The 25,628-nt window shown below is 57.7% G+C and carries 18 protein-coding genes and 1 tRNA gene; 11 read left to right on the top strand and 8 right to left on the bottom strand.

What is annotated here, in order from left to right:
* Positions 1-2: 2 nt before the first annotated feature.
* The 4 genes from ACR0L9_RS03865 to ACR0L9_RS03850 all read right to left on the bottom strand — a co-directional run bounded on the left by ACR0L9_RS03865 (position 3) and on the right by ACR0L9_RS03850 (position 8,203).
* A complete protein-coding gene (locus ACR0L9_RS03865) occupies positions 3-1,343 on the bottom strand; it encodes an HlyD family type I secretion periplasmic adaptor subunit (protein WP_170391969.1) in 1,341 nt (446 codons plus the stop codon).
* A gap of 3 nt (positions 1,344-1,346) precedes the next feature.
* On the bottom strand, positions 1,347-3,653 hold the full coding sequence (locus tag ACR0L9_RS03860; protein WP_480894850.1) for a type I secretion system permease/ATPase: 2,307 nt from the start codon (positions 3,651-3,653) through the stop codon (positions 1,347-1,349).
* A 36-nt stretch (positions 3,654-3,689) separates the two neighbouring features.
* Positions 3,690-5,636: a type I secretion protein gene (locus ACR0L9_RS03855; protein ID WP_480894848.1), complete on the bottom strand. Its 1,947-nt coding sequence runs from the start codon at positions 5,634-5,636 to the stop codon at positions 3,690-3,692.
* 128 nt (positions 5,637-5,764) lie between these two features.
* Positions 5,765-8,203: a hypothetical protein gene (locus tag ACR0L9_RS03850; RefSeq protein ID WP_480894846.1), complete on the bottom strand. Its 2,439-nt coding sequence runs from the start codon at positions 8,201-8,203 to the stop codon at positions 5,765-5,767.
* Between the two features lie 613 nt (positions 8,204-8,816).
* Here ACR0L9_RS03850 and ACR0L9_RS03845 point away from each other — a divergent pair.
* Positions 8,817-9,578, top strand: coding sequence for a helix-turn-helix transcriptional regulator (locus tag ACR0L9_RS03845; RefSeq protein WP_480567185.1), 762 nt, complete (start codon positions 8,817-8,819; stop codon positions 9,576-9,578).
* Positions 9,571-10,068 carry a hypothetical protein gene (locus ACR0L9_RS03840; protein ID WP_170391988.1) on the top strand — a complete coding sequence of 166 codons (498 nt, stop codon included), beginning with the start codon at positions 9,571-9,573 and terminating at the stop codon, positions 10,066-10,068. Before ACR0L9_RS03845 ends, ACR0L9_RS03840 begins: the two co-directional genes overlap by 8 nt.
* A gap of 8 nt (positions 10,069-10,076) precedes the next feature.
* Here the strand turns inward: ACR0L9_RS03840 and ACR0L9_RS03835 are convergent.
* Positions 10,077-10,162 (bottom strand) — tRNA-Leu (locus ACR0L9_RS03835).
* A 203-nt stretch (positions 10,163-10,365) separates the two neighbouring features.
* Between ACR0L9_RS03835 and ACR0L9_RS03830 the strand changes: the two genes are divergently transcribed.
* The 8 genes from ACR0L9_RS03830 to ACR0L9_RS03795 all read left to right on the top strand — a co-directional run bounded on the left by ACR0L9_RS03830 (position 10,366) and on the right by ACR0L9_RS03795 (position 19,629).
* A complete protein-coding gene (locus ACR0L9_RS03830) occupies positions 10,366-11,409 on the top strand; it encodes a pyridoxal-phosphate dependent enzyme (RefSeq protein ID WP_480894844.1) in 1,044 nt (347 codons plus the stop codon).
* Positions 11,406-12,551, top strand: coding sequence for a M24 family metallopeptidase (locus ACR0L9_RS03825; protein WP_480894842.1), 1,146 nt, complete (start codon positions 11,406-11,408; stop codon positions 12,549-12,551). Before ACR0L9_RS03830 ends, ACR0L9_RS03825 begins: the two co-directional genes overlap by 4 nt.
* Positions 12,548-13,261 carry an aspartate racemase/maleate isomerase family protein gene (locus tag ACR0L9_RS03820; RefSeq protein WP_170401345.1) on the top strand — a complete coding sequence of 238 codons (714 nt, stop codon included), beginning with the start codon at positions 12,548-12,550 and terminating at the stop codon, positions 13,259-13,261. The genes ACR0L9_RS03825 and ACR0L9_RS03820 overlap by 4 nt, the downstream gene beginning before the upstream one ends.
* A gap of 132 nt (positions 13,262-13,393) precedes the next feature.
* Positions 13,394-14,494: an ABC transporter ATP-binding protein gene (locus tag ACR0L9_RS03815; protein ID WP_480894840.1), complete on the top strand. Its 1,101-nt coding sequence runs from the start codon at positions 13,394-13,396 to the stop codon at positions 14,492-14,494.
* Positions 14,495-14,595: 101 nt separating this feature from the next.
* Positions 14,596-15,687, top strand: a complete 1,092-nt coding sequence (locus tag ACR0L9_RS03810; RefSeq protein ID WP_170391999.1) for an extracellular solute-binding protein — start codon at positions 14,596-14,598, stop codon at positions 15,685-15,687.
* A gap of 69 nt (positions 15,688-15,756) precedes the next feature.
* A complete protein-coding gene (locus ACR0L9_RS03805) occupies positions 15,757-17,031 on the top strand; it encodes an ABC transporter permease (RefSeq protein WP_170392001.1) in 1,275 nt (424 codons plus the stop codon).
* 5 nt (positions 17,032-17,036) lie between these two features.
* Positions 17,037-18,248 carry an ABC transporter permease gene (locus ACR0L9_RS03800; RefSeq protein WP_480894838.1) on the top strand — a complete coding sequence of 404 codons (1,212 nt, stop codon included), beginning with the start codon at positions 17,037-17,039 and terminating at the stop codon, positions 18,246-18,248.
* 160 nt (positions 18,249-18,408) lie between these two features.
* A complete protein-coding gene (locus ACR0L9_RS03795) occupies positions 18,409-19,629 on the top strand; it encodes an aminopeptidase P family protein (protein ID WP_480894837.1) in 1,221 nt (406 codons plus the stop codon).
* Positions 19,630-19,659: 30 nt separating this feature from the next.
* Here ACR0L9_RS03795 and speB read toward each other — a convergent pair whose 3' ends face one another.
* Positions 19,660-20,631: an agmatinase gene (gene speB, locus ACR0L9_RS03790; RefSeq protein WP_480894835.1), complete on the bottom strand. Its 972-nt coding sequence runs from the start codon at positions 20,629-20,631 to the stop codon at positions 19,660-19,662.
* Between the two features lie 190 nt (positions 20,632-20,821).
* Between speB and ACR0L9_RS03785 the strand changes: the two genes are divergently transcribed.
* Complete coding sequence (locus ACR0L9_RS03785) at positions 20,822-22,192, top strand: DUF3179 domain-containing protein (protein WP_480586617.1); 1,371 nt, start codon at positions 20,822-20,824, stop codon at positions 22,190-22,192.
* Here ACR0L9_RS03785 and ACR0L9_RS03780 read toward each other — a convergent pair whose 3' ends face one another.
* Positions 22,193-23,878 (bottom strand): chloride channel protein, encoded by a 1,686-nt coding sequence (locus ACR0L9_RS03780; protein ID WP_170420848.1) that lies wholly within the window; start codon positions 23,876-23,878, stop codon positions 22,193-22,195.
* A gap of 92 nt (positions 23,879-23,970) precedes the next feature.
* Complete coding sequence (gene recN, locus ACR0L9_RS03775; protein WP_480894833.1) at positions 23,971-25,620, bottom strand: DNA repair protein RecN; 1,650 nt, start codon at positions 25,618-25,620, stop codon at positions 23,971-23,973.
* Between the last annotated feature and the right edge of the window lie 8 nt (positions 25,621-25,628).

Below are 25,628 nucleotides of genomic sequence, written 5' to 3'. Positions count from 1 at the left end.
CCTTAATGTTCGCGGAAAGCACGCGACATACTGTCAACCACCGGCTTGGCGATATAGGCCGCAAAGGTGCGTTCCTCGGTCTGGATCATGATCTCGGCGGGCATTCCGGGTGTCGGCACGAAGCCCCGCACGCGCCCCATCTCTTCCGTGGTCAGAGAAATGCGCGCCAGATAGACCTCTTGCGGCATACCGGCAGAATCCTCGACAAGCGAGTCAGCCGAGACGTAATAGACCTCGCCCTCAAGCACTGGGGTTGTCCGTTGATTGAGCGCGACTAGGCGCACCGTCGCGATCTGCCCGGTGACCACGCTGTCGATCTCGGTACGCGGGATCTGCGCCTCGATGATTAGCGGTGCATCGGCGGGCAGAATCTCAGCAATCTGTTCGCCAGTTTCGATCACCCCGCCCGGCGTGTGGTGATGAAGTCGCACCACTGTGCCGGTCACCGGGGCACGCACAACCGCACGGGCCAGAACGCTACGGGCCTGGCGGGCTTTTTCACGCACACTTTCAAGGTCGGCTTCAATCACGCCCAACTCGTCCAGCGCGGCCTCACGGTAGGCTGAGCGGGTGCGCAGAATCTGCTCTTCATACTTCAGCAGCATCTGGTTTACCTCGGCCGTTTCAGCGCGCAGACGCGCCAGTTGACCTTCGGCTTCGGCCTGCACCCGGCGGATCGTATTCAGATCACCTTTGCGCACTAATCCTTTTTCAAACAACGAATATTTGGTCTCGTATTCTTCCTCGAGAATCTCTGATCGCCTTTCCATGCTGACCAATTGTGCTTCAAATCCTGACGCACGAATTTTCAACGCCTCCATGTTGCGCTGCAGCAAAGCAATATCGTTCAGCAGTGTCTTGCGCGATACATCAAAGCTGAGTTTCTGATTGTCGAGGATCGTCATGACCTCGACGTCGTCCGATGCTTCGATCAATCCGGGCGAAAACACGAGGGTTTCCTGTTCGCTATGCTCAGCCAGCAACCGTTCGGTCATGGCCTGAAGGCGAAGTTTGCGAATGAACAATTCGCGTTCACTCGCCTCGGCCGAGGTCTGATCCAAAGTCATCATGATCTGTCCGGCTTGAACAGATTCACCTTCCGAGACCAGAATGTTCTCGATGATACCGCCTTCCAAATGCTGCACGATCTTGTTGCGGCCGGTCGCGACAAAGCTGCCTTGCGCGATGACTGCAGCGGCCAGAGGTGCACGGAAGGACCAGACGCCAAAGCCGCCAAAACAGACAATAAGCATGATAAAGCCAATCACGATGAATTTGGTGATCGAGCGCGGAACTTCAGAGTACCAAAGACCGCCTTCATCGGTGCGTGCCACGTCGTTCATCGCTTAATCCCCCTTGCCCTGTATTTCGGGCGGTTGCTGGCGCGGCCCGTTGAGCTGTTCCAGCACCTGTTCGCGCTGCCCGAACAGCGCCACGCGCCCATCGGTCAGCAGCATGATCTTGTCGACAACATTCAACAGAGTCGGCTTTTGCGTAATCACTACAACGGTGATCTTGCTTTCCTTTGCTTGCTGAATTGCGCGCGCAAGCGCCTTGTCACCTGCCACGTCGAGGTTCGAATTCGGCTCATCCAGAACAACCAAACGCGGGTTGCCGAAGAAGGCACGCGCCAAAGCAATACGCTGCTTCTGGCCACCTGAGAGAGGTGAGCCGTCGGCGGCCACAACAGTCTCATACCCCTGCGGCAGCGTTGCGATCATGTTGTGCACGTCGGCCAAAACGGCAGCATCGTGGATCTGCTCATCCGTGGCATCGGCACGCATCCGGCCAATATTGTCTTTGATGCTGCCGGGGAATAGCTGTACGTCTTGCGGCAGATAGCCAATATTTTCGCCAAACTGGCGGGGATCCCAGTTGCGGATATCCATCAGGTCCAGCCGCACACTGCCCGAGGTCGGCAGGATCGAACCCACCAGCGTTTTACCAAGTGTCGTTTTGCCTGCGCCTGAATTCCCGATGATCGCCAGAGTTTCACCTGGGTTCAGCGCAAAGGTAATCCCGTTCAGAACCACCCGCTTGGTGCCGCCTGGGACATATAGCAGGCGTTCGACATCCAACCGCCCCTCAGGCCGTGGTAGGCGCAGTTTTTCATATTGCAGGGCCGAGTTCGACAGCAGAGCCTTGATCCGCCCAAAAGCGCCGCGCGTAAGCAGGAAGGTATTCCAACCCTCGATTGATCCTTCGATCGGCGCGAAAGCCCGCCCCGCGATGATCGAGGCGGCGATGACCATACCGCCTGTAATTTCGCCCTGCAGCGCAAGAAATGCGCCCCAGCCCAGAATGCCGATCTGCGTCAAAAGACGGACGGCACGTGAAATGGCCGCGAAGATCACGTTACGATCCTGCGCCTTGACCTGCCATGTCAGCGATTGTGCGGTGTCACGCCCCCAGATGCGCACTGCCTCGGGGATCATCGCTAAAGCGTTGATGATCTGACTGTTGCGCGACATTGAATCCAGATGCTGGTTCGCCAGGGATTGCGCCTGGTTGGCCTTTGCAAAGGGCTTGGCGGTCATTTTCTGGTTGATCAGCGCGATGATCATCAGAATCACGGCCGTCGTCACCACAATCATCCCAAGTTGCGGATGCACCAGAAAGATCATCAGGATGAACAGCGGTGCAAATGGTACATCCAGAAATGAGATCAGAGTGCCCGAGACCAGAAAGCCCCGCACCTGTTGCAGATCCCCAAGTGTCTGATATTCGCGTCCGTTGCCGTGCAGCGAGGCATGGGCCGCAGCGCTAAGAACCGGGGCCCCAAGACGGGCGGCGACCTCGACCGCTGTACGCATCAGCATGAACCGACGAACGGCATCAAATGCGGCTTGAAAAATGACTGCTCCGGCAACGATTGCCGTCAGCATGATCAACGTATCCAGCGAGCGACTAGTCAGAACCCGGTCACTGATCTGAAACAGGTAGATCGGGATCGCTAGGATCAGGACGTTGGTCGCACAGGTCAGTACCAGCACGAAAGCCAGATTGCGCCAAATCGCGCGCAGTGAGGTACGCAGCGTCTTCTGGAAATCTTCAGGCGGCGTGCGTTTGTGGAATGTTTGGGGTGGCCCCTTGCCATCGCCACCACCCGTCCCCGGGCGCAGCAAGGGTTGGTTGGCCTTGGCCTCGATCGTGGTGCCCATGCGGTCTTTACCATCCGACGGCGCAGAGGGGGTCATGCGTGCAGTCGATTGGTCGGCGGTTTCACAATCGGGGGCTTCGGTATCGGCCACCCCAGTGTCGCCACCCGCAGGATCCTTATCTTGCGCGGGCCGCGACGACGCGCGCCGAAGGGGAGAACCAGCGCGCGGTTGTGATGTTTGATCCAACTGCTCTGCCTGGGTCTGCCCCGGATCATCCGGTTGTGTCGTCGCCTGAGGCGCTTCTAATTGCCGCGATCGTTTCGCGGGCCCGGCAACCGGGGTGTCACTTGCTTCCGGGGTCTCTGGTTTGCTTTCGGGTTCCGCCAGTTGCATATCACTTGTCAAACGCAGGCGGGACGCTGTTTTTGCAAGTTTACTTTCATTTGGTTTTGCTACCCGATTTCGGGGTTCCAGGGTCAATGGGCCTCCGCCTCCGTGCCGGTCCAATGGACTTGCAAAACGGGTGCGGCGCGACGAAAAAACGATCGACATAAACTAACCTTCCGGTCACTCGTAAATCAGGAAATATTAGGCCAGCATGGTCTGCAGGCCATCGGAGGAATTCGCCATTTCGCTTGGCGTGAGATCGTTACCGTTAGGCCCAATGCCATTGTCGTGACCTGGCATACCCGCCTCTTCCATGATGGCGGCGATTGCCTCGTTGGTCATCTCGGCGATGTCCTCATTCGTGGGCATGTCAAGCAGGCTTGCCTGATGCAGTAGCAGGTCAGAAAATGCCCCATCCTGAGCCATAACGACCGAATCCACGCCGGCCTTGGTTACATTGGCGGCGTTCAGCATCGCATTGCTGCCTGCCAGAACCTCGGTCTCGTCCGCGTGGGGACCATTCAGATATACGTCATCCTGATCGGCAAGCATCGTCGATTGCTCGGCCACGTTGACCTGAACCAGCGATCCATCGATCTTGAGGACCCGCATCTGCTCCATGCCAGCAAACATCGGATCGTTCATTAGCGCCTCTTCCAGCGCTGCCATGTCGTCCTCGCCCATGGTCATGGCGTCGGCCATGGAGTCGTGCATCGCCTGATACGTATCTTCGCCTTCTTTCTTGAGAGAAACCTCGTTCATAACCAGGTTCTCGTCCGATCCATCGATGGGCCCGGGCAATCCGCCCATCACCACATCGTCATCCAATAATACGTGCGTCTGGACAAACGCATCGACCGATATCATGTCGCCTTCGATCATGATCAGGTCATAATAACTGCCAAGTTGAAGAATATTGGTGACATCAATCAACTCGTTGTCACCCAACGCATACAGCGTGGTCGTCGCGCTAATCTCGGCATCAATATGATCGATATCCGTTGCGTCGATGTCCTGCTTGACAAAATTTGCAACGATCAGGTCGGTCGTAATCCAATCAACATGCACAAATGCCGGGGCATCGTCTTCACTTGAGCCTTTCTTAAGCCAAGGGGCTGAGTTGCCTTCGACCTCGATCGTCGACGAGTGCACCACATTGGTGCCCGAGCCGCCATTCGTGCCCTTGTCTGTGTCAGATACAACGGCGACCTGGCTCACCATGGCCAGTTCGATTGCTTTTCCACCGACCGCAATATAAGGCGCATCGACCCAGGCCACAGTTGCGTTCACCTCGTTGATCGCAAGGTTGCCGCCTGCGATCACCGTGTGACCTTCGGCAAATTCGTCTTCCTCGTCCTGAGCCCATTCGGCGGGCATCATATCGGGCGTTTCGTCTTCTTCTTCCTCGTCCAGTCTATGATGCGCAGGCAGAAGATCTTCCCATTCCGGGGCTTCGTCCACATACTCACCATTGACGATCACGCCCATCGCGTCTTCGCCGTGGAACTGATAAACAACCGCGCCTTCAACTTCGACATTGATCGGGGCCAACATCGCTTCGGCCAAAGACTCAACGTATTCAACCGACAAGTAGTCCGAGATCGAGAACGAGGGCACGGCAAACGCGTGCATCGATGCTGCTACCTGCGCAGCCGCCTCGGCCAACGCGATCAGCTGATCGACATCGCGGAAATCTCCCTCGCCGACAACGTCATTGTCGCGCAGGAAAATCGTCTGGAACGTGTAGGTCACAGCAGACCCGATAAGCTCTGTCACAATCTCCAGCTGCTGCTCGATCACAAACGTTGCACCTAGGCCGGTTGTCGCTTCGGGTAACGGCGGACCGTCTGAGAGTGGTGGTTCAAGTACAACGACCGTTTCAAATTCAGGGCCGTCGGTTGGGGGTGGAAGTTCAGGAGTGGCGGGGGGGGTGTCAAACCGATAGGAAAGCGGACCATATTTGCCTGGGTCCAATTCAAGATCTGCCTTGATCCGGATCTTTGCGGGTTCTTCCAGTTCGTCAAGTTCCGCCTTGCGCCGCATGGCGGTGAACTCTTCGTACTGATCCCTCAACCGGGCTTTTTCAATCGTAAGATCAAAAGATCCAATAAAGTGTGCAATCTTTTCGGTAACACTATCGAATGACATTTCGATGATCCCTTACCCCCTTGCCGACTAAAATTTCCGGTTCGGGATTTGCTGGGCCGAGGCCACATTACGCGGCCCCGGCGATTTCATTGAACGGGGGCCGATAATGCGGCCCCCGCGAATTGGTCTTAGACCTCGGTGTCGTCGCTCGAATAAGTCGAGGTCATCGAACCGCCAACCATGGTCGTATCGACCGAGTTACCAAGCACGTTGGCACCCTGTACGATCGATTGGTTGAACGCGTTCGTATCGACGACTGCTGCTGCGGATGCATAAGACTCGCCGTTGACGATACCATCGCCACCATTATCCGAACCCCAGGTACCGCCATTACCGCCAGCACCACCGGCACCCGAATATGCACCGGATGCTTCACCACCGGTGTTCATTGCACCTGTGGTTGCACCACCAGTAGACGAGCCCATGACGTCGCCGCTGGTACCGCCAGTCGATGCCGCTGCACCACCGGCACCGCCGTCACCTGACATCGCAGTACCTGTTGCATCACCTGAAGCCATCGAGTCCGCATCATTATCGGACGAAGCATCTCCACCGTATCCGGCAATCGCTTCGGCAAGGCTTTCGGCATAACCATCGTTGGCTGAATCGGCCCATGCTTCAGAGTCACCGCCGTTTCCGGCTTCGTTGGTTGCGTCAGCTGAACCAGCACCGCTTCCGGCCGAGCTTGCCTCGGGGTTGGCCGTACCGCCAGCGCCACCAGTACCTTCAGCCGATGCCATTCCATCGCCGCTGGCGTCTGCTGATCCATTACTTGTGTTGGTACCACCATTACCACCAGAACCGTCAACGTCTTGATCATTGTCGGCAGAGCCATCGATATCACCAGGTGACTGCGTGATTACAGGGCCGGCAGCATCTTGGTCACCAACACCTTGCGCATCGGCATCCGTGTCAACGTAGCCGCCGCCTGCACCACCGGTTCCTGTACCGCCAGCACCCGGTCCGCCAGTACCTGTGCCACCAGTACCAGTACCTCCAGTACCCGTACCACCAGTACCTGTACCGCCAGTACCCGTACCGCCGGTACCTGCACCACCAGTACCACCGTCTCCGCCGGTACCGTTCGAGTTACCAGCTGCTGCAGCTTCTTCGTCTCCGTCAGGATCTTCCTCTTCCACAAGGAGTACCGGGAATGGGAAGGCTTCTTCTACCGAGCCGGAATCTCCGCCGGTGCCGTCGCCACCGTTGGCATTGCCACCGGAGCCTTCGCCACCAGTGCCTTCACCGCCTGAGCCTTCACCGCCTGAGCCTTCGCCCCCGGAGCCTTCGCCACCGGAGCCTTCGCCGCCGGAGCCTTCGCCGCCGGAACCGCTACCGCCATCGGCATCATTCCAGCCCATCGCGCCAGCGCCAGCCAGACCCAAACCAATATTGCCTCCAGAGGAAGACTCGTTGGCTTCGTTGGTTCCGTCGCTAGAGTTGTCTGCCGAACCATCGTTATCGGCATCACCAGCGCCACCATCGGCACCGTCGTTGGAAGCATCGGTGCCTGCCAGACCAAGGCCAGCAGCTAATGCCCCAGATGTATTGTCACCACCGTCTGCATCGCCATCGGCGTTCGCTCCGGACAAACCAAGACCAAGACCAAGGCCAATCGATCCGGCATTACCACCGTTACCACCAGTTGAGTCACTATCGGAACTCGCTTCACCGTGGTTGTCGGCATTAGACTCGCTGTCTGCTGCGCCGCCTTCGCCGCCGGTGCTGTCACCGTCTGCGCTGGCACTCGAATGACCAAGACCCAGGCTGGCGTTATAGGCATCGCCCGAGGATGCGCCATTTCCACCTGTCGCAGCGCTATCAGCATTTCCTGAATGACCACCAAAGGCCAGCGAATGGCTGCCGTTGGTGTCGCCATAGGCTTCACCACCATAGCTCATGCCGCCATCGCCAGAGGAGCCACCGTCGTTGTTTACGTCGATACCGTCTTCGGCATAGGCTTCACCGCCGTTGGCGTCGCCATTTTGCTGGAAGTCACCATAGTTTCCGACTTCAGCATTCGAAAGGGTGTCATTGTCCTCCAGGCTTGCAAACTGCTGGTTGATTGATGAGAAGTCGTTTCCGGGCCCATCCAGCGCGATATCGATATTTACGTCATCGCCGGGGTCGTAATTTACATCATCGCCAGCGGTAATAATGTCACCGACATCACCATCAATGTCCCGAACATCCACATCAACCTTGTCATCATCGCGCGGGATCCACTCACCACCACCGAAGTCGATATTTACTTCGTTGTGGTTCGAGTTGTCGTTGTCGTTGTTGTCTTCGCCGCCATTGGTGTTTTGCTGTTGTTGATTTTGGTTCTGGTTCTGATCCTGGTCATTGTCGTTGCGTGAACGCTGAGACTGATCTTGGTCCTGTGAATCTGAATTGTTCGCAGAATTTTCGACATCTTGCTCTTGCTGCTGTTGCTGAGCGTTGATGTCCGCTTCGATATACGCTTCGTCTACTGCGATATCGGTATCAAAATCAGCGTCCAGATTGTCGATTTGAACTTCGTCTACTGTCGTCACTGTGGTCGTCTGATTAGGTTGACGTCTCATAATAAATTCCACTTTTACTGAAGCACCGGACCGCCATTCATCTACAAAGCGGTAACAGGCGCAGTTGAAACAGATTTCGCGCACAGGGTGTCAAACTGGACACTCGCGCGGCAGTGAAGGTCTTCTGTTTGGTTTGCCCCCCTTTCTCGGCTAAGCCGATTCCGTGACCACGGGGATTTCGCTGAAATACGCGGACCGCAGGCACGTCAGGTTCAAGTTCACTTCACAAATTGAAGCTTGAGCATGGTCGCAGCGATAGCAGGGTGTGCATAGCTGGTCGAAAGCATTGGTTTCCGTAACAAACTGTTTCCGATGTATTTTTTTAGAAATCTGACCTAATTCACGCCAAAAATTGCATGGAAACAATCATGCACAAACAAATAGGATTATTAACGCTTTTATTTCATCAAGTTACGCTAAAAGCAGATGTGCAAAACCTGATCAAAGGTTCTAGTACGCGGTATTGCAGAACCCGCCTTTGGTTGCTGAAACACGTACTTTCAGCTATGATAAGGTACTATTTGAGTTCAAAGTTTATGTTTCGCGCCACCCAGTTCTGTGCCCGATTTAAAGTTTCAGAGGGCGGCGTTTGTATTAGTGGGGGGGAAGATCAATGAATATTTCATTGCAAGAAGACGCCCGTGATCAGATTGAATATCCCGAAGAGCTGTCGATCATTTTTATCGGCAAGGAATTGTTCTACTCGAACCAAACCCTGAGAAGTGTTCAAAGCGAATTCGGCGTTCGTGCGTCAAGATATGAAAGCCTTGACGACCTGCTCTCCGAGAGTGGGAACCCTATTCCCTCCGAGCGCATCATTGTCGTGGATCAGATGATGCTCGAAGATCTGTTGGCGCGGCCCGCTGATTACTCCCGGCTCGCCGAGACAGGATGTCTGGCCTTCGCCTATCGCAAGAAAAGTCCGGCCCGGGTTCTGTTCGAACGCTGGGATCGTACCCGTTTCGGCAGTGTCGGGTATTTGCCAATGAACGTGGCGCCGGATGTTTGGCGCGCAATACTGCGCCTTCTGATGCACGAAGAGCTGCACCTGCCCTGCTTTCTGGCCGACAGCATGACCGCAACACAAAGTGCGCCAGGCACACCTATCGAAAAACAGCCTGCAACCAGAACCCGGTCGCCTGACAAACTGTTGCGATACTCAAAGCTGACGCGCCGCGAAAAGCAAGTCCTGAGGCTGGTATCGCAAGGCAAGAGCAACAAGACCATTGCGTCGAATCTGGGCATCACCGAACACACCGTCAAACTGCATATGCACAATGTCTCGGGCAAGATCGATGTGAGCAACCGGACTGAAGCTGCGCATTTCTACTTTGAGGTCGCGCCAAACGAAGCGCGCAACGCGCCCGTTGGATGAGGCATTCGAAACCCGGTTCGACCGGCTCATTCTGTTGGTGGGTCGGCTCAACTATATGTGGACGAACACGGAAAGCCTGCTGATCCACCTGATCGCAGGTCTGACCGGGGCCAATAAAGATGTTGCGGTCATCATATTCCTGACGCTTAACACCACACGTGCCCGTATCGATCTGGTCGAACGTCTCGCCAAGATGGAGGGTCGCCCCCCTGAAATCCGCGATCCGATTCTCGAACACACCCAGCGGTTGTCGCGCCTGTCCTCTATTCGAAACAAGTACAATCACTGCATCTATTCTTTCGATCAGGAAAGCGGAAATCCAAAGACCATCCTGATGCGCATTGCTGATCGCAAGACCGACATCAAACTTGGTCGTGAAGACACAGTTGACGACAAAGCAATGAAAGAAATCGAGGATGTTGTCACTCAGCTCTCGAATGCCAACAGGGATATCTGGAAATTGATCACCCAGCTGGGTTTCCCTGTCTGAGATGGTACTGGTGCGGGCGGTGGGACTCGAACCCACACGGCACTAAGGCCTTCGGATTTTAAGTCCGATATGTCTACCATTCCATCACGCCCGCACATCATCGTCGAAGTTTTGTCTCGCCGCGCCGATGTCGTGTGCAGACACTTACAACCAACCAAAACGATTGAAAAGATACTCATTCATCAGAACCAGGGATGCATGCAGAACACGAACACAATCCTGCTGAATCAAGGCCAAGCTTGACAGCCTTCGGCCAATTCGTTCACGTCGGCGCAACACAAGATCAGGGAGCGAGCGATGAAACTAGTCAGTAACCCGTTTCGAGGTGGTTCTAAGCTTTCGGATCAGGCCCCTTATCCCTCCGTAGAGACAGATGGGTTGGGCCGGCATCGATTCTTCTGCCCTGACTTTGTCGAAACGCCCCTTGTGAATGCATCGGCGCTGGCACCCGTCGCGAATCTCTGGGTTAAAGATGAGCGAAGCCGTATGGGCCTGGGATCGTTCAAAGCGCTGGGTGCGGCTTATGTGATCGCCTGCGAAGCGAATGACATCTCGGTCACGCCAGATGGTAACACGCTCAAAGGGCGCACCTATGTTACAGCAAGCGCGGGCAATCACGGGATGAGCATGGCCGCGGGCGCGCGCACTTTCGGAGCTGATGCGGTTGTCTACATCGCAGAAACAGTTCCAGAAAGCTTTGCAGATCGCCTGCGCGCTCAAAACGCACAAGTGGTCCGGGCGGGTGCGGATTACGCCGCCAGCATGGAAGCAGCCAGTCAGGCGGCGCAGGACAATGGCTGGACTTTGCTCTCGGACAGTTCCTGGGAGGGGTATACTGAACTACCGTACTTGCTGATGGAAGGGTATCTGCAAATGGCGGTCGAAGCCGCCGAGCAATGTACTGAGGCACCAACGCACGTTCTTCTGCAAGCCGGTGTTGGCGGCATGGCCGGAGCCGTCGCTGCCTATGCGCGGGTCGTTTGGGGAGATGCTCCGCAGATCATCGTTATCGAGCCAACCTCTGCCCCGGCGCTGCAGGCCAGTATCGAAGCGGGGCATTGTGTGTTTGCTGACGGGCCCGACAGCATCATGGGGCGACTGGATTGCAAAGAGCCCTCGCTGATCGCCTTGAACGGCTTGGCCCGAGATGCCGATCTGTTTGTGACAATCGAGGATGACACTGTCGAAGCACAGCTTCCGGCTATGGCGAAGGCCGGGTTGGAAACCAGCGCTTCGGGCGGTGCTGGCATTGCGGCCGTTCTGAACGACGCGATCCGTAGTGAACTGGGTATTGGACCGAATTCCAAAGTGCTCTGCATCTTGAGCGAGCAACCTGCATGAGAGGTTTCGCACCAGAGGAATTCGCGACCCGCGTTGCGCGCGCCCAGCATCGGATGCAAGAAACCGGTCTATCGGCCCTGTTGCTTACGACTGAGCCCCAGCTTCGCTATTTCACAGGTTATCTGACCCGTTTCTGGGAAAGCCCAACGCGGCCTTGGTTTCTGATCGTTCCGATTTCTGGCAAGCCGGTTGCAGTAATCCCATCCATCGGTGCTGCATTGATGGCGCAGACATGGATCGACGACATTCGAACCTGGAGTGCACCCGACCTTGAAGATGATGGGGTATCCCTGCTGGCCGATACACTGAGAGAGTTGACGCCTGAAAACGCCTCAATCGGCTGCCCCGACGGGCATGAGACCCATGTAAGGATGCCACTGGCCGATCTAAGGCATCTCGAATCCGCAATTGGAGCGCGCCAAATTACGGGTGACCATGGCATCCTACGGGCGCTGCGCATGGTGAAATCTGACGCCGAGATCGCAAAGATTCGAACTGCCTGTCAGATTGGTTCCCACGCCTTTGCACGAGTGCCCGAGATTGCCTCAGCAGGGACACCGTTGGATCAGATATTTCGAAACTTTCAGAGACTCTGCCTTGAAGAAGGTGCAGACTGGGTGCCCTATCTGGCCGGAGGGGCCGAGCAAGGCGGGTACTCGGATGTAATCTCACCCGCGACACAGACCCCGCTTCGCATAGGCGATGTGCTGATGCTCGACACCGGCCTCGTTCACGATGGCTATTTTTGCGACTATGATCGCAATTGGTCCGTCGGCCCAGCGACCAAGGCGGTACGCGATGCACATGCCAGATTGGTCGAGGCTTCGAATGCAGCGTTTGACCAAGCCCGTCCCGGCGTGATGGCTTCTCAGCTTTTTCATACGATGAACACCATACTTACCGATGGCAGCGCGGGAACCGATGCAGGGCGTCTGGGCCACGGGTTAGGAATGTCGTTGACCGAATGGCCTTCGCTTATTCCGGATGATCATACTGAACTGCAACCAGGAATGGTTTTGACGCTTGAACCGGGTATTGCGGTCGATGGCAAAATTCTCGTGCACGAAGAAAACATCCTGATAACCGAAGGCGCGCCCGAATTCCTCAGCCCCCGGATAGGACCGGAGATTGCCGAGATATGAGCACGTTGCCGTACACACTGGATCCTGACGATCCCTCGGCCGTACCAATGGGGCTGATCGTTTTACAGACTGACGAGACAATCGAACCTGAGTTTCGTAGCCTTTTTATCGATGACAAAAGCCCTCTTTATGTCAGCCGCATTCCCAGCGGGGCCGAGGTTAACACCGACACGCTGGCGCAGATGGAGACCGACTTGCCTGCAGCGGCTGATTTGCTGCCAAAGGCGCGGCCCTATCGAGTTGTTGGCTATGGATGTACGTCAGCCAGTTCGGTTATCGGCTCGGATCGGGTTGAGCAGATGGTCATGCAGACCTGTAATACATCGACCGTCACCAACCCGTTGCGGGCAGCCTCTGCCTGCGCGAGACATTTGGGCGTCTCAAAATTTGCACTGCTGTCGCCCTACATTGAAGAAGTAAACACTCCGTTGCGACGCGCGTTTGCAGAACAAGGCATCTCGATGGATGTGTTTGGCACTTTCGGCGAATCCGAAGAAGCCAAAGTTGTGCGGATCTCAACCGATTCCGTGGTCGATGCCGCCGTGCGGCTGGGAAGAGATTCAACAGTCGACGCCGTGTTCTTAAGTTGTACGAACCTTCGGACACTGACGGCTATCCCGAGGATCGAAGCGCAGATCGGCAAGCCTGTCCTGTCAAGCAACCAGAGTTTGGCCTGGCATATGAAACAACTGAACGTGTCGCAAAATTAGGCAAATGCGGCGTTTACGCGACTCCAATTGCTTTACGGGCTTGCGACCATTTGTTAGCCTCGTCATCAATGCACGAGAAGATCAATGAGGCCCGGACCAACCGGGTAATCATTTGACGCAACAGGGGGTCTTGTGACCGACACAAATAGCGACGCCGCGTTTGTTGAATTTCAACGCGTTCAAAAGTCTTATGATGGCGAGAACCTCGTCGTCAAAGATCTCAACCTGGCAATGCCAAAGGGCGAATTCCTGACCATGCTCGGGCCGTCCGGATCAGGTAAGACAACCTGCCTGATGATGCTTGCCGGATTCGAAACCGCCACACATGGCGAGATTCTTCTGGATGGAAAACCCATCAACAATATCCCTCCGCACAAACGTGGCATCGGGATGGTGTTCCAGAATTATGCTCTGTTCCCGCATATGACTGTGGCCGAGAATCTTTCATTCCCGCTGGAAGTCCGCAAGCTGGGCAAGTCCGAGCGCGAGGAGAAAGTCAGACGCGCGTTGGACATGGTGCAGATGGGTGCCTTCGGCAATCGTCGCCCCGCGCAGTTGTCGGGTGGTCAGCAGCAACGGATCGCACTGGCACGTGCGCTGGTTTTCGAGCCCGAACTGGTGTTGATGGACGAACCGCTGGGTGCGTTGGACAAACAACTACGCGAGCATATGCAGTTCGAAATCACCCGTCTGGCGCATGAACTGGGCATTACCACCGTCTACGTGACCCACGACCAGACCGAGGCATTGACCATGTCCGACCGTGTTGCGGTGTTTGACGATGGCCGCATTCAGCAATTGGCCCCGCCGGATCAACTTTATGAAGAGCCCGAAAACAGCTTCGTCGCGCAATTTATCGGTGAAAACAATACGCTAGAAGGCGTTGTTAAATCGATAGACGGTGACACTTGCCTTGTACAGCTGGATGACGGTTCGGAAATTGATGCAGTTCCGATCAACGTGCACAATCCGGGTGAGCGCACCAAGGTCTCGATCCGGCCCGAGCGTGTGGAATTCAACAAGGACCGTCTGCATGCCGATGCGCATACGCTGAAAGCCACGGTCAAGGAATTCATCTATATGGGCGACGTGTTCCGCTTCCGCATGTCGGTGGCGGGCAATGACGAATTCATTGTCAAAACACGGAATGCCCCCGACGCCATTCGCCTGCAACCGGGGCAAGAAATCGAAATCGGATGGTTGGCACAGGATTGTCGTGCGCTCGACGCATAGACCAAGCCGCGCGATACAAACGTGGTTTACCGAGGGACCAGCTGGCGAAAACCCGTGCGTCAGCTGACCAAACAACAAACGGGAAGTACTGGGAGTAACACATGAAAACTACCAAAACACTGCTGACAGCAGCTGCTATTGCGACAGCGGCTGGCGGCGTTTCCGCCGAAGAGATGACCATCGTCTCGTGGGGCGGCGCCTATTCCAAATCACAGCTCAAGGCTTATCACGAGCCCTATTCGGAGAAGACCGGCGTCACCATCCTGAACGATGACAGCTCGAACGAGGCCGTCGCCAAACTCCGCGCGATGAACGAAGCGGGCAACATCACATGGGACGTGGTTGATGTGGTTGCGGCGGACGCGATCCGCCTCTGCGACGAAGGTCTGGCACTTGAGATCGATTTCGACACTCAACTGGCCCCTGCCCCCGATGGCACGCCTGCCTCCGAAGATTTCGGTGACCTTCTGGTCAGCGACTGCTTTATCCCGCAGATCGTCTATTCAACCACTTTCGGTTATCGCACAGATCTGGTCGGTGATACTCCGCCAACCGACATCTGCGCAGTATTCGATCTTGAAGCCTATCCCGGCAAGCGCTCGCTGGAAAAGCGCCCGATCAACAACATGGAATGGGCGTTGCTGTGTGACGGCGTTGCAAAAGACGACGTCTACGACGTTCTGGCCACTGCTGAAGGTCAGGACCAGGCCTTGGCCAAATTGGACACTATCAAGGACAGTGTCGTCTGGTGGTCTGCCGGTGCCGACACGCCACAATTGCTGGCTGATGGTGAAGTTGTCATGGGTTCGACCTATAACGGTCGCCTGTTCAGCGTGATCGAAGAACAAAAGCAGCCGGTAGCGATGCTGTGGGATGCTCAGGTATTCGATCTTGATGGCTGGATCATTCCGGCTGGCCTGAGCGAAGAGCGTCAACAGCGCGCGCTGGACTACATCATGTTCGCAACTGACACGCAGCGTCTGGCAGATCAGGCCAAGTACATCTCGTACGGCCCGGCTCGTGCCTCCTCTGCACCGCTGGTGGGTCAGCACGCCGATCTGGGCATCGACATGGCACCACACATGCCGACCGATCCGGAAAACGCCAAGAACACGTTCCTGTACAACTACGAGTTCTGGGCGGATTACCGTGACGATATCGACGCCAAATTCCAGGCTTGGCTGGCGCAATAAGCGTTTGATTTCCTGAGATTGTCGGGGGCGGCTATCGCCCCCGACCCCAAAAATACCCAAGGGGTACCGATGACTGACGCCACCCAAAATACTGGTCCCATGCTGGCCGCGGACGGCACGCCACTCAAGCAATCGCTGGCCCGGTCTCTGCGACGGCAAAAGCTGCGGGCCCTGATGCTGGTCGCCCCACTGCTGCTGTTCGTTATGTTCTCGTTCATCGTGCCTATTGCGGCGATGCTGTTCCGATCCGTGGAAAACAGCATCGTACAAGAGACACTGCCCCTGACGGTCGAAGCATTGCAAAGCTGGGATGAAACCAGCGGCGAGTTGCCCGACGAGGCCGTTTATGACGCCTTTGTCCGCGATATGGTCGTGGCCGTCGATAACAAGACACACACCCGGCTGGGTTCGCGTCTGAACTACGAAGAGACAGGTATGTCTTCGATGTTCCGCCGCTCGGGTCGGAAAATGGGTAAGCTGGACCCCGAAACCGATGGGCCGTTCAAAGACCAGGTCATCGAGATTCACGACGGCTGGGGTGAACCGCAGACATGGGCGGTTATCAAGACGCATTCGCCCGCTGTCACCAATGGCTATTTCCTGAACGCTGTGGACATGCGCCGCACGCCCGAGGGCGCGCAGGCGCAGCCCGAGGACAAGCAGATCCTGATCAAGCTGTTCGGGCGCACTTTGTTCATGTCGCTGGTGATCACCGCGTCCTGTATCCTGCTGGCCTATCCGGTCAGTTATTTGCTGGCGACGCTTCCGATGCGGGTGTCGAACCTGCTGATGATCCTCGTGTTGTTGCCCTTTTGGACGTCATTGTTGGTGCGAACCTCGGCGTGGAAGGTGATGTTGCAGCAACAGGGCGTGATCAATGAAACGTTGGTCTGGCTGGGACTGGTGGCCGACGACGCCAGGCTGGTGATCATCAATAACCAGATCGGCACGATCATAGCTATGACGCATATCCTGCTGCCGTTCATGATCCTGCCCATGTATTCGGTGATGCAAACCATACCGCCCTCGTACACCCGCGCCGCAAAATCCATGGGCGCGACCAACTGGACGACATTCTGGCGCATCTACTTCCCGCAATCCATTCCTGGCATTGGCGCGGGCTCAATCCTCGTGTTCATTCTGGCGATCGGCTACTACATCACGCCTGAAATCGTTGGCGGCACCAAAGGTGTCTTTATTTCGAACCGGATTGCCTATCACATCTCGTCCTCACTGAACTGGGGGCTGGCCGCGGCATTGGGAACGATCCTTCTGGGCGTCGTACTGCTGCTCTACTGGTGCTACGACAAGATTGTCGGCATTGATAACGTGAAGCTGGGATAATCGACATGGCCGCACTTACTCCGATATCCCGCAAACCTTTGTCCATGGTTTTGCCAAGCGTTGCGCTGGCAGGCGCCTTCGCCGGTATCTTTGTCGGCGCGGGCAATGGCTCGGTCTTCCTCGGCATCATTGGCGGGGCAGCCTTGATCGCCGCTGTGGCCTGGGTCTACATCACGGTACTCAAGAACGAAAAGCTGGCACGATGGATCAATATCCTTGGCTTTGGCATCGTCGGTTTTCTGTTCTCTGGCCCAATGGGCGGCGTTCTGGGCCTGTTGGGTGGATGGTTCTTCGTCTGGTTTATCTTTTGGCTGTACGAAGGTCGATATCGCCAAAAACTGTTGCCCTATCTGACCGCGAAGCAAGTGTTCTATCACTACTTGTTCCGGGTGATCTGCGGCGCGATCTTCGTGTTCCTGATCACCCCGATCCTCGTGGTTTTGCCGCTCTCGTTCAACGCGCAGGACTTTTTTACCTTCACGCCTGAAATGCTGCGTCTGGACCCGGAAGGGTACTCGCTAAAGCACTACCGCGATTTCTTCACCAACAATGAATGGCAGCGCAGCTTCAAGAACTCGCTCATCATTGCGCCGATTGCGACGATCATCTCGGTCTCGCTGGGCACGCTGGCGGCCATTGGCCTCAGCCAGAGCCACGTTCCAGGCCGCCGCGCCATCATGGGCATCCTAATCTCGCCAATGATCGTGCCGCTGATCATTTCAGCCACAGGCATGTTCTTCTTCTACAGCGATATCGGCCGCTTCATGGAGGGAACACTGGGCATGAACAAGAACTTTGTGGGCTATGTGAAAGTGATCCTCGCTCACGCCGTTCTGGGTATTCCATTCGTCATCATCACCGTGACCGCAACGCTAGTGGGCTTTGACCGCTCGCTGACGCGGGCGGCTGCGAATATGGGCGCGGGTCCGGTGCGGACATTCTTCAAGATCCAGATGCCCTTGATCCTGCCGGGTGTGATCTCAGGCGGCTTGTTTGCCTTCATCACCTCGTTCGACGAGGTTGTCGTGGTGCTGTTTGTCGGATCGGCTAGCCAAAAAACGCTGCCATGGCAGATGTTCACCGGCCTGCGCGAACAGATCAGCCCGACCATTCTGGCGGTGGCCACGATCCTCGTGGTGATCTCGATTGCGCTGCTGACCACGGTCGAGCTGCTGCGCCGCCGGTCCGAGCGCCTGCGAGGCCTTTCCCCCGCTTGACGCAGGCCTAGGTCTGATCTAACGATTCACCTGTTCATCCCAGCCGCGATGGCGTCGCGGACGCACTGGGATGATCGGCTCTCGGACCCCGAGACCGCCTGTCCTGAACGCCGGGACAAGTGGCCGGGTTTGCCGCCCGGCAATGATGAGAGACCAAGTCATGACAGACACAACAAAACGCCCCGAATTCTTCACCTGCCACAATGGCGACAAGGCGCCCCTGCCGTTCAGCAAGGGCGAATACGACCGCCGCCTTGGCGCCCTGCGCGCAATCATGGCCAAGCATGACATCCCCGCCGTCCTGCTGACCTCGATGCAGAACATCGCCTATTATTCCGGCTTTCTGTACTGCTCTTTCGGCCGCCCCTACGGCTGCGTGGTAACACAGGACGCTTGCACCACTGTCTCGGCAAACATCGACGCGGGCCAACCGTGGCGGCGCTCGGTTGAAGACAACGTCATCTACACCGACTGGAAGCGCGACAATTACTGGCGCGCAGTGGCCAGCCTGATCGGCGGGGCCAAACGGATCGGGGTCGAAGGCGACCACATGACATTGGCGGCGCGCAACACGGCGCTGGACATGCTGGGCGGACCGGAACTGATCAATATCGCACCTGACACGATGTTTGCCCGCATGGTGAAATCCGCAGAAGAGATCGAGCTGATCAAAGGCGGCGCGCGCACCGCTGACGTGGGTGGGGCCGCCATTCACGCAGCTATCCGTGAAGGCGCCACCGAGATCGAGATCGCCATGGCTGGACGCGACGCGATGGAAGAGGAAATCGCCCGCGCCTACCCGGATGCCGAATACCGCGACACATGGGTCTGGTTCCAGTCGGCGCTTAACACCGACGGCGCACATAACCCGGTGACTAAACGCGCGCTGCAAAAGGGCGATATCCTGTCGCTGAACACCTTCCCGATGATCTCGGGCTATTACACCGCGCTGGAACGCACCCTGTTCCTGGGCGAGCCCGACGCAGACAGCCTGCGCCTGTGGAAGGCCAACGTTGCCGCGCATGAGCTGGGCCTGAGCCTGATCAAACCCGGCGCGACCTGTTCGGGCATCACGGCTGAGATCAACCGCTTCTTCGCGGATGAGGGCCTGCTGCAATACCGTTCGTTCGGGTATGGCCATTCCTTTGGTATCCTCAGCCACTATTACGGGCGCGAGGCGGGTCTGGAGCTGCGCGAAGATATCGACACGGTGCTGGAACCCGGCATGGTCGTCTCGATCGAGCCGATGCTGTGGATTCCCGAAGGCCAACCCGGCGCGGGCGGCTATCGTGAACACGACATCCTTGTGGTTGGCGAAGACGGGGCCGAGAACATCACCGGCTTCCCCTATGGTCCCGGCCACAACATCATCGATGCATGAAAAAACGGGTGGGGCGACAAGCCCCACTTTCTACCGCTGGGCGCGTTCGTGAAAGATGAAGCCCAGAAAGTTCAGCAACAGCTGCGCCGCCAGAATTTGGGTACTTTCCGTCGGGTCGTAAGCAGGCGCGACTTCGACCAGATCGATGCCCACAACATCCCCGCGTTTGGCCAGACCCTGTAGAATTTCCAGTACATCGTAGTAGAGAAACCCGCCATGGCTGGGCGTACCTGTGCCCGCGGCGATTGAAGGGCAAAAAGCGTCGATATCTATCGTTACGTAATACCGTGCCCCCTGCGGGATACGCGCCAGCACTGCCTCGGCCCCCAGTTTGCGCACCTGCCTCACAGACAGGATGTCCGACCCGCGCGCACGGGCGTCGTCATAGCCTTCCTTCGCGGTGGATGAGACATTGCGGATGCCCAGCTGCGTCATGCCCGAGACATAGTCTTTCTCAATCGCCCGCCGCATCGGGTTGCCATGTCCGGCGGTCACTCCGTGGCGTTCATCGACAAAATCTAGATGTGCGTCGATCTGCACCACATGGATCGGGCCGTTCTGCGCGCAATCCTCGGCAAAGGCGTTGATGCAGGGGATGTTGATCGAATGATCGCCCCCGATGGTCACCGGCAGCGCGCCTGATTTCAGGATCTTGCCCACGCCCAGTTCGATATTCGCATGGCTTTCCTCGGTTTTGGTATGGATAATATCCGCATCCCCCAGATCAACGATCCGCACCGAGCCATCCAGATAGGTCACATCATCTTCGTGATCATAAGCCCCGGCGTGGCCGAAACTGAACAGGGTCGAGGCTTCGCGCACGGCCCGAGGTCCAAACCGCGCCCCCGGTCGCCATTGGGTCCCGAAATCGAAGGGCGCGCCGAGAACGGCGATATCCGCCTCTATCTCATCCCAATTCTCAACATATGGAGATTTGGCGAAGGTTGAGATGCCGACAAAAGGCAGGTTTAGTCGCCCCGCCTTATAACCATGGTCTTGCATGGGTATTTCCTCTTTCATTGCCACTGTCACGTTCGATGACATCAATCGCAGCAGCATCTTGTGCTCAGGATGGACCAATGTCGAGATGCCCGGCGTGCAGCTTCAGAATTTCGAGCCACTCACGCGAGTGTTGCGTGTATGTGATCTGCTTTGCAGGCAAGATCGAATATGAACCCGATCGGAGGATGCCATGTCGATTCCACGTCGCAGCTTTGTCGGCCTGTTGGGGGCAAGCGCTGTAGCACCTCGCGCTCTTTGGGCGCAGGATGACCCTGTTTACGATGCCGTACGTTCAACTTTGTATGGTAGTCGGACCGATTTCGAAGCCGGGATGGCGTTCCTGACCGAGCGCAGCAACCCGGACGTTGTGCCCGCGCTTTTGACGGCGATGCGCTATGGCAGACGGCGAGAGCGAGACATTGCCAAAGTCATGGAAGCGTTGAGTGGCGCGCGCCACGGCACGGACTGGTTCGAATGGATGCTATGGCAAGAACGGAACGCTCAGATTGTACCTCATCCATCTTTGATACCGTTCAAACGCGAAGTTCTTTTGGGCATCGATCAGAACTTCGATGTGTTCCTGAAACCCGAATATTTGCAACGCGACAACATGAAGATTCGGCTGGAAGAGATCAGTTGGGGTGGTGTGCTCAAGGACGGTATCCCTTCGCTGGACAATCCCAAGCTGATCCCTGCGGCGCGGGCGGACTACATGAAAGACGACGATTTGGTCTTTGGCGTCTCGATCAACGGCGATGTACGCGCTTATCCGCTGCGCATCATGGGCTGGCACGAGATGTTCAACGAGGTGATCGGAGGCGTTCCGGTAGCACTGGCCTATTGTACGCTGTGCGGATCGGGGATTTTGTTTGAAACGCAGGTCGAGGGGCGGCGGAAGCCGTTTGTATTTGGCTCGTCCGGGTTCCTGTATCGGTCGAACAAATTGATGTTCGACCGTGAGACGCATTCGTTATGGAACCAGTACACAGGTAAGCCCGTGGTCGGACCGCTGGTCAACAGTGGGATCGAGCTGAAGCAGCGTCCTGTGGTGATCACCCGCTGGGACAGCTGGAAGGCGTCGCATCCGGATACGCAGGTGCTGTCGCTCAGCACCGGTCATCGGCGCAACTATGGCTCGGGCGTTGTGTATCGCGATTACTTTGCCTCACCCGATCTGATGTTCCCGGCCTTGGTCGATCAAAGTCGGCATCGCCAGAAGGACTACGTGTTCGCCGTGCGCCAGTTCGGCGCGGCGCGGGCGTGGCCGTTGGACGCGTTCAAGGGCAAGCCGGTGATCAACGATGCGATTGGCGGGCGGGCACTGATGCTGATGGGCGACCCGGACAAGCGCAGCGTGCGCGCCTACGAGCGTGGATCGCGCCAGTTCCGCGCGACCACCGATGGCGGGCTGCTGGACGAAACGGGCAACAAGTGGCGCGTCACCGAAGAGGCACTGATTGGCCCGGATGGCGCAGAGTTGCCGCGCGTCGCGGGACATATCTCGTATTGGTTTGCCTGGGACAATTATCTGGGCGACGCAGCCAGCGTTTACGGACGCTGATCAAGAATGTTCCTCGGCCGCTGTGGCGGCCAGCGCGCGGTTGTAAGCTTTCAGCGCGTCGATGTGATAGAGCGCGCCAACGGGGTTTTCGCAGCCGTCCTTGTCGATGATCACCACCGGGATGCAAGGGATGTCATCGCGGTCGAAATATGGCATCGCGGCCTCAAGCGTGGCGCTGGCCTTGACGCATAGGCCTTGTTCGATCAATGCCTGCGCGTCTTCCTTGGAGATCGAACGCGCGTCCCCCAGCGGGCGCATCACCGCGCCTGCGCGCAGCATTGCCAGCAAGTAGGCCTGCGGCCCGGCGGCAAGGTGCACATTGCGTCGTTCCAGCTGGGTCAGGAAGAAGGACCGGTCCACAAGGCGCGAGGCCAGCGCAGTGGACATCGAGACCGAAACCATCACGGCGAGGCCGATCTGCCAGTCTCCGGTCAATTCAAACACGATGAGCGTGGTCGAGATCGGCGCGCCCAGCACCGCCGCCGCCACCGCGCCCATCCCGGCAAAGGCATAGAGCGTATGGGTGCCTGACACATCTGGCAGCAATCCGGTGGCGATCAGGCCGAAGGCCAACCCGGTCAGCGCTCCGATCATCAATGAAGGGGAAAACACACCACCACCCATGCGACCGCCCATGGTAATCGCCACTGCGACGGTCTTGATGACCGCGAACAGGATCGCGGTCGTCAGCACGAGGTCCCCGGTCAAGGCACGGATCGTGGTTTCGTATCCCACGCCGATGATGTGCGGAAACCAGACCGCCAACAGGCCGAGCATCGCGCCCGAAACACCGGGGCGCAGCCAGCGCGGCAGAGACAAGCGGTTTTGGATATGCGTGCCGATATCCTCGGCGAAGAAGATCGATCGCATCAGCAGTAGCGAAACCAGCCCGCAAATCAGGCCTAGGATCAGAAAGGCGGGCAGCTCGACATAGAATTGCAACGACCCGGGCGTTTCCAGCGTGAATTCGGTCACGTCACCATAAGCCAGCCGGTTGATCACGGTCCCCGCGACCGAGGCGATGACAATGGGCGCAAAGGCATGAACGGCGAAGTGGCGCAACACAACCTCAAGCGCAAACAAGGCCCCGGCGATAGGGGCGTTGAAACTGGCCGAAACAGCAGCGGCCACAGCACAACCCAATAGGTCGCGCCCGGTGATGCCGTCGGCGTGGATACGGTCGCTGACCCAAGTCGAGATGACCCCGGCCATATGCACAACAGGTCCTTCCCGCCCCGTGGATCCGCCTGAGCTGAGCGTGATCAGCGAAGCGAAAAAAGATGCGATACCAGCCTTCTTTTCGACCCGTCCATCGGTGATGGCCGCACCCTCGATCACATCAGCTACCGAACGCACACGGCCATCATCGGTGTACCTGTTCAGGATGATCCCGACGACCAACCCGCCGACCACAGGTGTAAGGAAAATCCAGAGCCAATGCAGCTTCTCAGCATGGCTGTGCAGGAACAGGATATCTTCGGTGTTGTAGAGATAAGCCTGCAACGACGAGATCGCCATCCGGAATCCCAGCGCCATGAAGCCTGCAGCGATCCCGATGACCAGAGCAATAAACCAGAACTGAATCTGGCTGGGGCCACGATGAAGCATTACCCGCCATGCATCCCGCAGCGCCGAGAGGGCTTGATTGAGCTGATTGCGCAGCACGGTGCGGGTCGATTGGGTCATTGGCCCTCGTTGGGGTGGTCGCCTGACCCTTAGTAAGCCACGCGCGCGCCTTAGAAAAGTCGGTTCACGACAAGATGCTCACAGAATGCGCGTCATGCATCCAACAGGGCACGGGCAGCGGCACGTGCCTCATCCGTAATGGTGTCGCCTGCGACCATCCGGGCGATTTCGTCGACGCGGTCGGGGTCGGCCAGCGGGATCACGGTGGACAGGGTCTGATCGCCGGTGACCTGTTTCTGCACCCGCCAGTGATGCGCCGCCCGTGCGGCCACTTGCGGCGAGTGGGTGACGACCAGCACCTGCCCGCCCTGCGCGAGTGCGGCCAGACGGCGGCCCACCGCGTCCGCCGTGGCACCGCCGACACCGCGGTCGATCTCGTCAAAGATCATCGTGCGGGCACTGTCTTCGCCCGTTAGGCAGACCTTAAGCGCCAGCAGAAAGCGGCTGAGTTCGCCGCCCGAGGCGATTTTGTTGAGCGGCCCTGACGGCGCCCCCGGGTTGGTGGCGACGGTGAAGGCCACCGCGTCGATGCCTTCGGGGCCTGCGTCGGTCGCGGTGATCTCGGTCCGGAACACAGCGCGTTCCATTTTCAGGGGCGCGAGTTCAGCCATTACTGCGGTGTCCAACGCACTGGCGGCCTTACGGCGCGTTTCGCCAAGCGCGGTGGCCGCGTTGTCATACGCAGCCTGTGCCGCGTCCACAGCAGCGCGTTTGTTGCTGAGGTCGGCGTCACCCGCATCCAGCCGGTTCAGGCGGTCGCGCAAGGTATCGGCGAAGGTGCCCAGATCATCGGGGGCCACATTGTGTTTCCGTGCCAGCGCGCGAATGGCAAAGAGGCGTTCCTCGGCCTGTTCCAGTTCCGCTGGGTTAAAATCGAGCGCTTGCAGACAGGCGTTGACCCCATCCTGCGCCTCGCCCAGTTCGATCAGGGCGCGACCCAGCGCTGCAATGGGGCCTTCCAACTGGCCACCCGCATTGTCCGACACGCCTTCCAGCCAGCGCACGGCATCGGCCATCGCGCCCTCGGCCCCGTCGCCGTCCAGCAAGGCAAAGGCACGGGCCACGTCATCGCGAATCCGCTCGGCCCCTTGCATCATGCGGCGGCGGGCGTCGAGATCTGCATCCTCGCCCGGCTGCGGGTCAAGCTGATCCAACTCGGCAACGGAATGACGCAGGAACTCTTCTTCGGCACGCATAGCCTCCAGCGCTGCCTCAGTCTGCGCCAGAGCTTTGCCGGCGATGGACATCTGGCCCCATGCGGCACGCACGGCGGCCAACTGATCCCCTGCCCCGGCATAGGCATCCAGCATTGCGCGATGCCCGCGTGGGTTCAGCAGGCCTCGGTCATCATGTTGGCCGTGCAGTTCGATCAGAGTATCCGACAGCGCCCGTAACACTTCGCCCGAACAACGGCGGTCATTGACCCATGCAGTCTTACGTCCCTCGGCCGTGTTGACGCGGCGCAGGATCAGCTCCTCGCCACCGGGCAGACCCGCCTCGGCCAGAACCGAATGGGCAGGGTGATCGTCAGGCAGTTCAAACTCGGCCACAACTTCGCCCTGTGCGGCCCCCTGACGAACCAGCTCGGCGCGCCCGCGCCAGCCCAGTACAAAGCCCAGCGAATCCAGCAAGATCGACTTGCCCGCGCCGGTTTCACCGGTCAAAGCATTCAAGCCCGGCTGAAACGTCAGCTCCAGCCGGTCGATGATCAGCATGTCGCGGATATCAAGGGCGCGCAGCATCGGGTCTT

It is taken from the genome of Ruegeria sp. I3 (assembly GCF_056532525.1).
Note: the sequence above shows the minus strand (reverse complement) of the source record. Positions and strands in the feature narration are given on the sequence as shown.

Excerpts from the sequence above, each read along its gene's own strand:
- ACR0L9_RS03850 (WP_480894846.1), bottom strand. The coding sequence starts at position 8,203 with ATGAGACGTCAACCTAATCAGACGACCACAGTGACGACAGTAGACGAA.
- ACR0L9_RS03860 (WP_480894850.1), bottom strand. The coding sequence starts at position 3,653 with ATGTCGATCGTTTTTTCGTCGCGCCGCACCCGTTTTGCAAGTCCATTG.
- ACR0L9_RS03825 (WP_480894842.1), top strand. The coding sequence starts at position 11,406 with ATGAGAGGTTTCGCACCAGAGGAATTCGCGACCCGCGTTGCGCGCGCC.
- ACR0L9_RS03800 (WP_480894838.1), top strand. The coding sequence starts at position 17,037 with ATGGCCGCACTTACTCCGATATCCCGCAAACCTTTGTCCATGGTTTTG.
- ACR0L9_RS03855 (WP_480894848.1), bottom strand. The coding sequence starts at position 5,636 with ATGTCATTCGATAGTGTTACCGAAAAGATTGCACACTTTATTGGATCT.
- ACR0L9_RS03820 (WP_170401345.1), top strand. The coding sequence starts at position 12,548 with ATGAGCACGTTGCCGTACACACTGGATCCTGACGATCCCTCGGCCGTA.
- ACR0L9_RS03810 (WP_170391999.1), top strand. The coding sequence starts at position 14,596 with ATGAAAACTACCAAAACACTGCTGACAGCAGCTGCTATTGCGACAGCG.
- recN (WP_480894833.1), bottom strand. The coding sequence starts at position 25,620 with ATGCTGCGCGCCCTTGATATCCGCGACATGCTGATCATCGACCGGCTG.
- ACR0L9_RS03845 (WP_480567185.1), top strand. The coding sequence starts at position 8,817 with ATGAATATTTCATTGCAAGAAGACGCCCGTGATCAGATTGAATATCCC.
- ACR0L9_RS03865 (WP_170391969.1), bottom strand. The coding sequence starts at position 1,343 with ATGAACGACGTGGCACGCACCGATGAAGGCGGTCTTTGGTACTCTGAA.
- ACR0L9_RS03795 (WP_480894837.1), top strand. The coding sequence starts at position 18,409 with ATGACAGACACAACAAAACGCCCCGAATTCTTCACCTGCCACAATGGC.
- speB (WP_480894835.1), bottom strand. The coding sequence starts at position 20,631 with ATGCAAGACCATGGTTATAAGGCGGGGCGACTAAACCTGCCTTTTGTC.
- ACR0L9_RS03830 (WP_480894844.1), top strand. The coding sequence starts at position 10,366 with ATGAAACTAGTCAGTAACCCGTTTCGAGGTGGTTCTAAGCTTTCGGAT.
- ACR0L9_RS03805 (WP_170392001.1), top strand. The coding sequence starts at position 15,757 with ATGACTGACGCCACCCAAAATACTGGTCCCATGCTGGCCGCGGACGGC.
- ACR0L9_RS03780 (WP_170420848.1), bottom strand. The coding sequence starts at position 23,878 with ATGACCCAATCGACCCGCACCGTGCTGCGCAATCAGCTCAATCAAGCC.
- ACR0L9_RS03785 (WP_480586617.1), top strand. The coding sequence starts at position 20,822 with ATGTCGATTCCACGTCGCAGCTTTGTCGGCCTGTTGGGGGCAAGCGCT.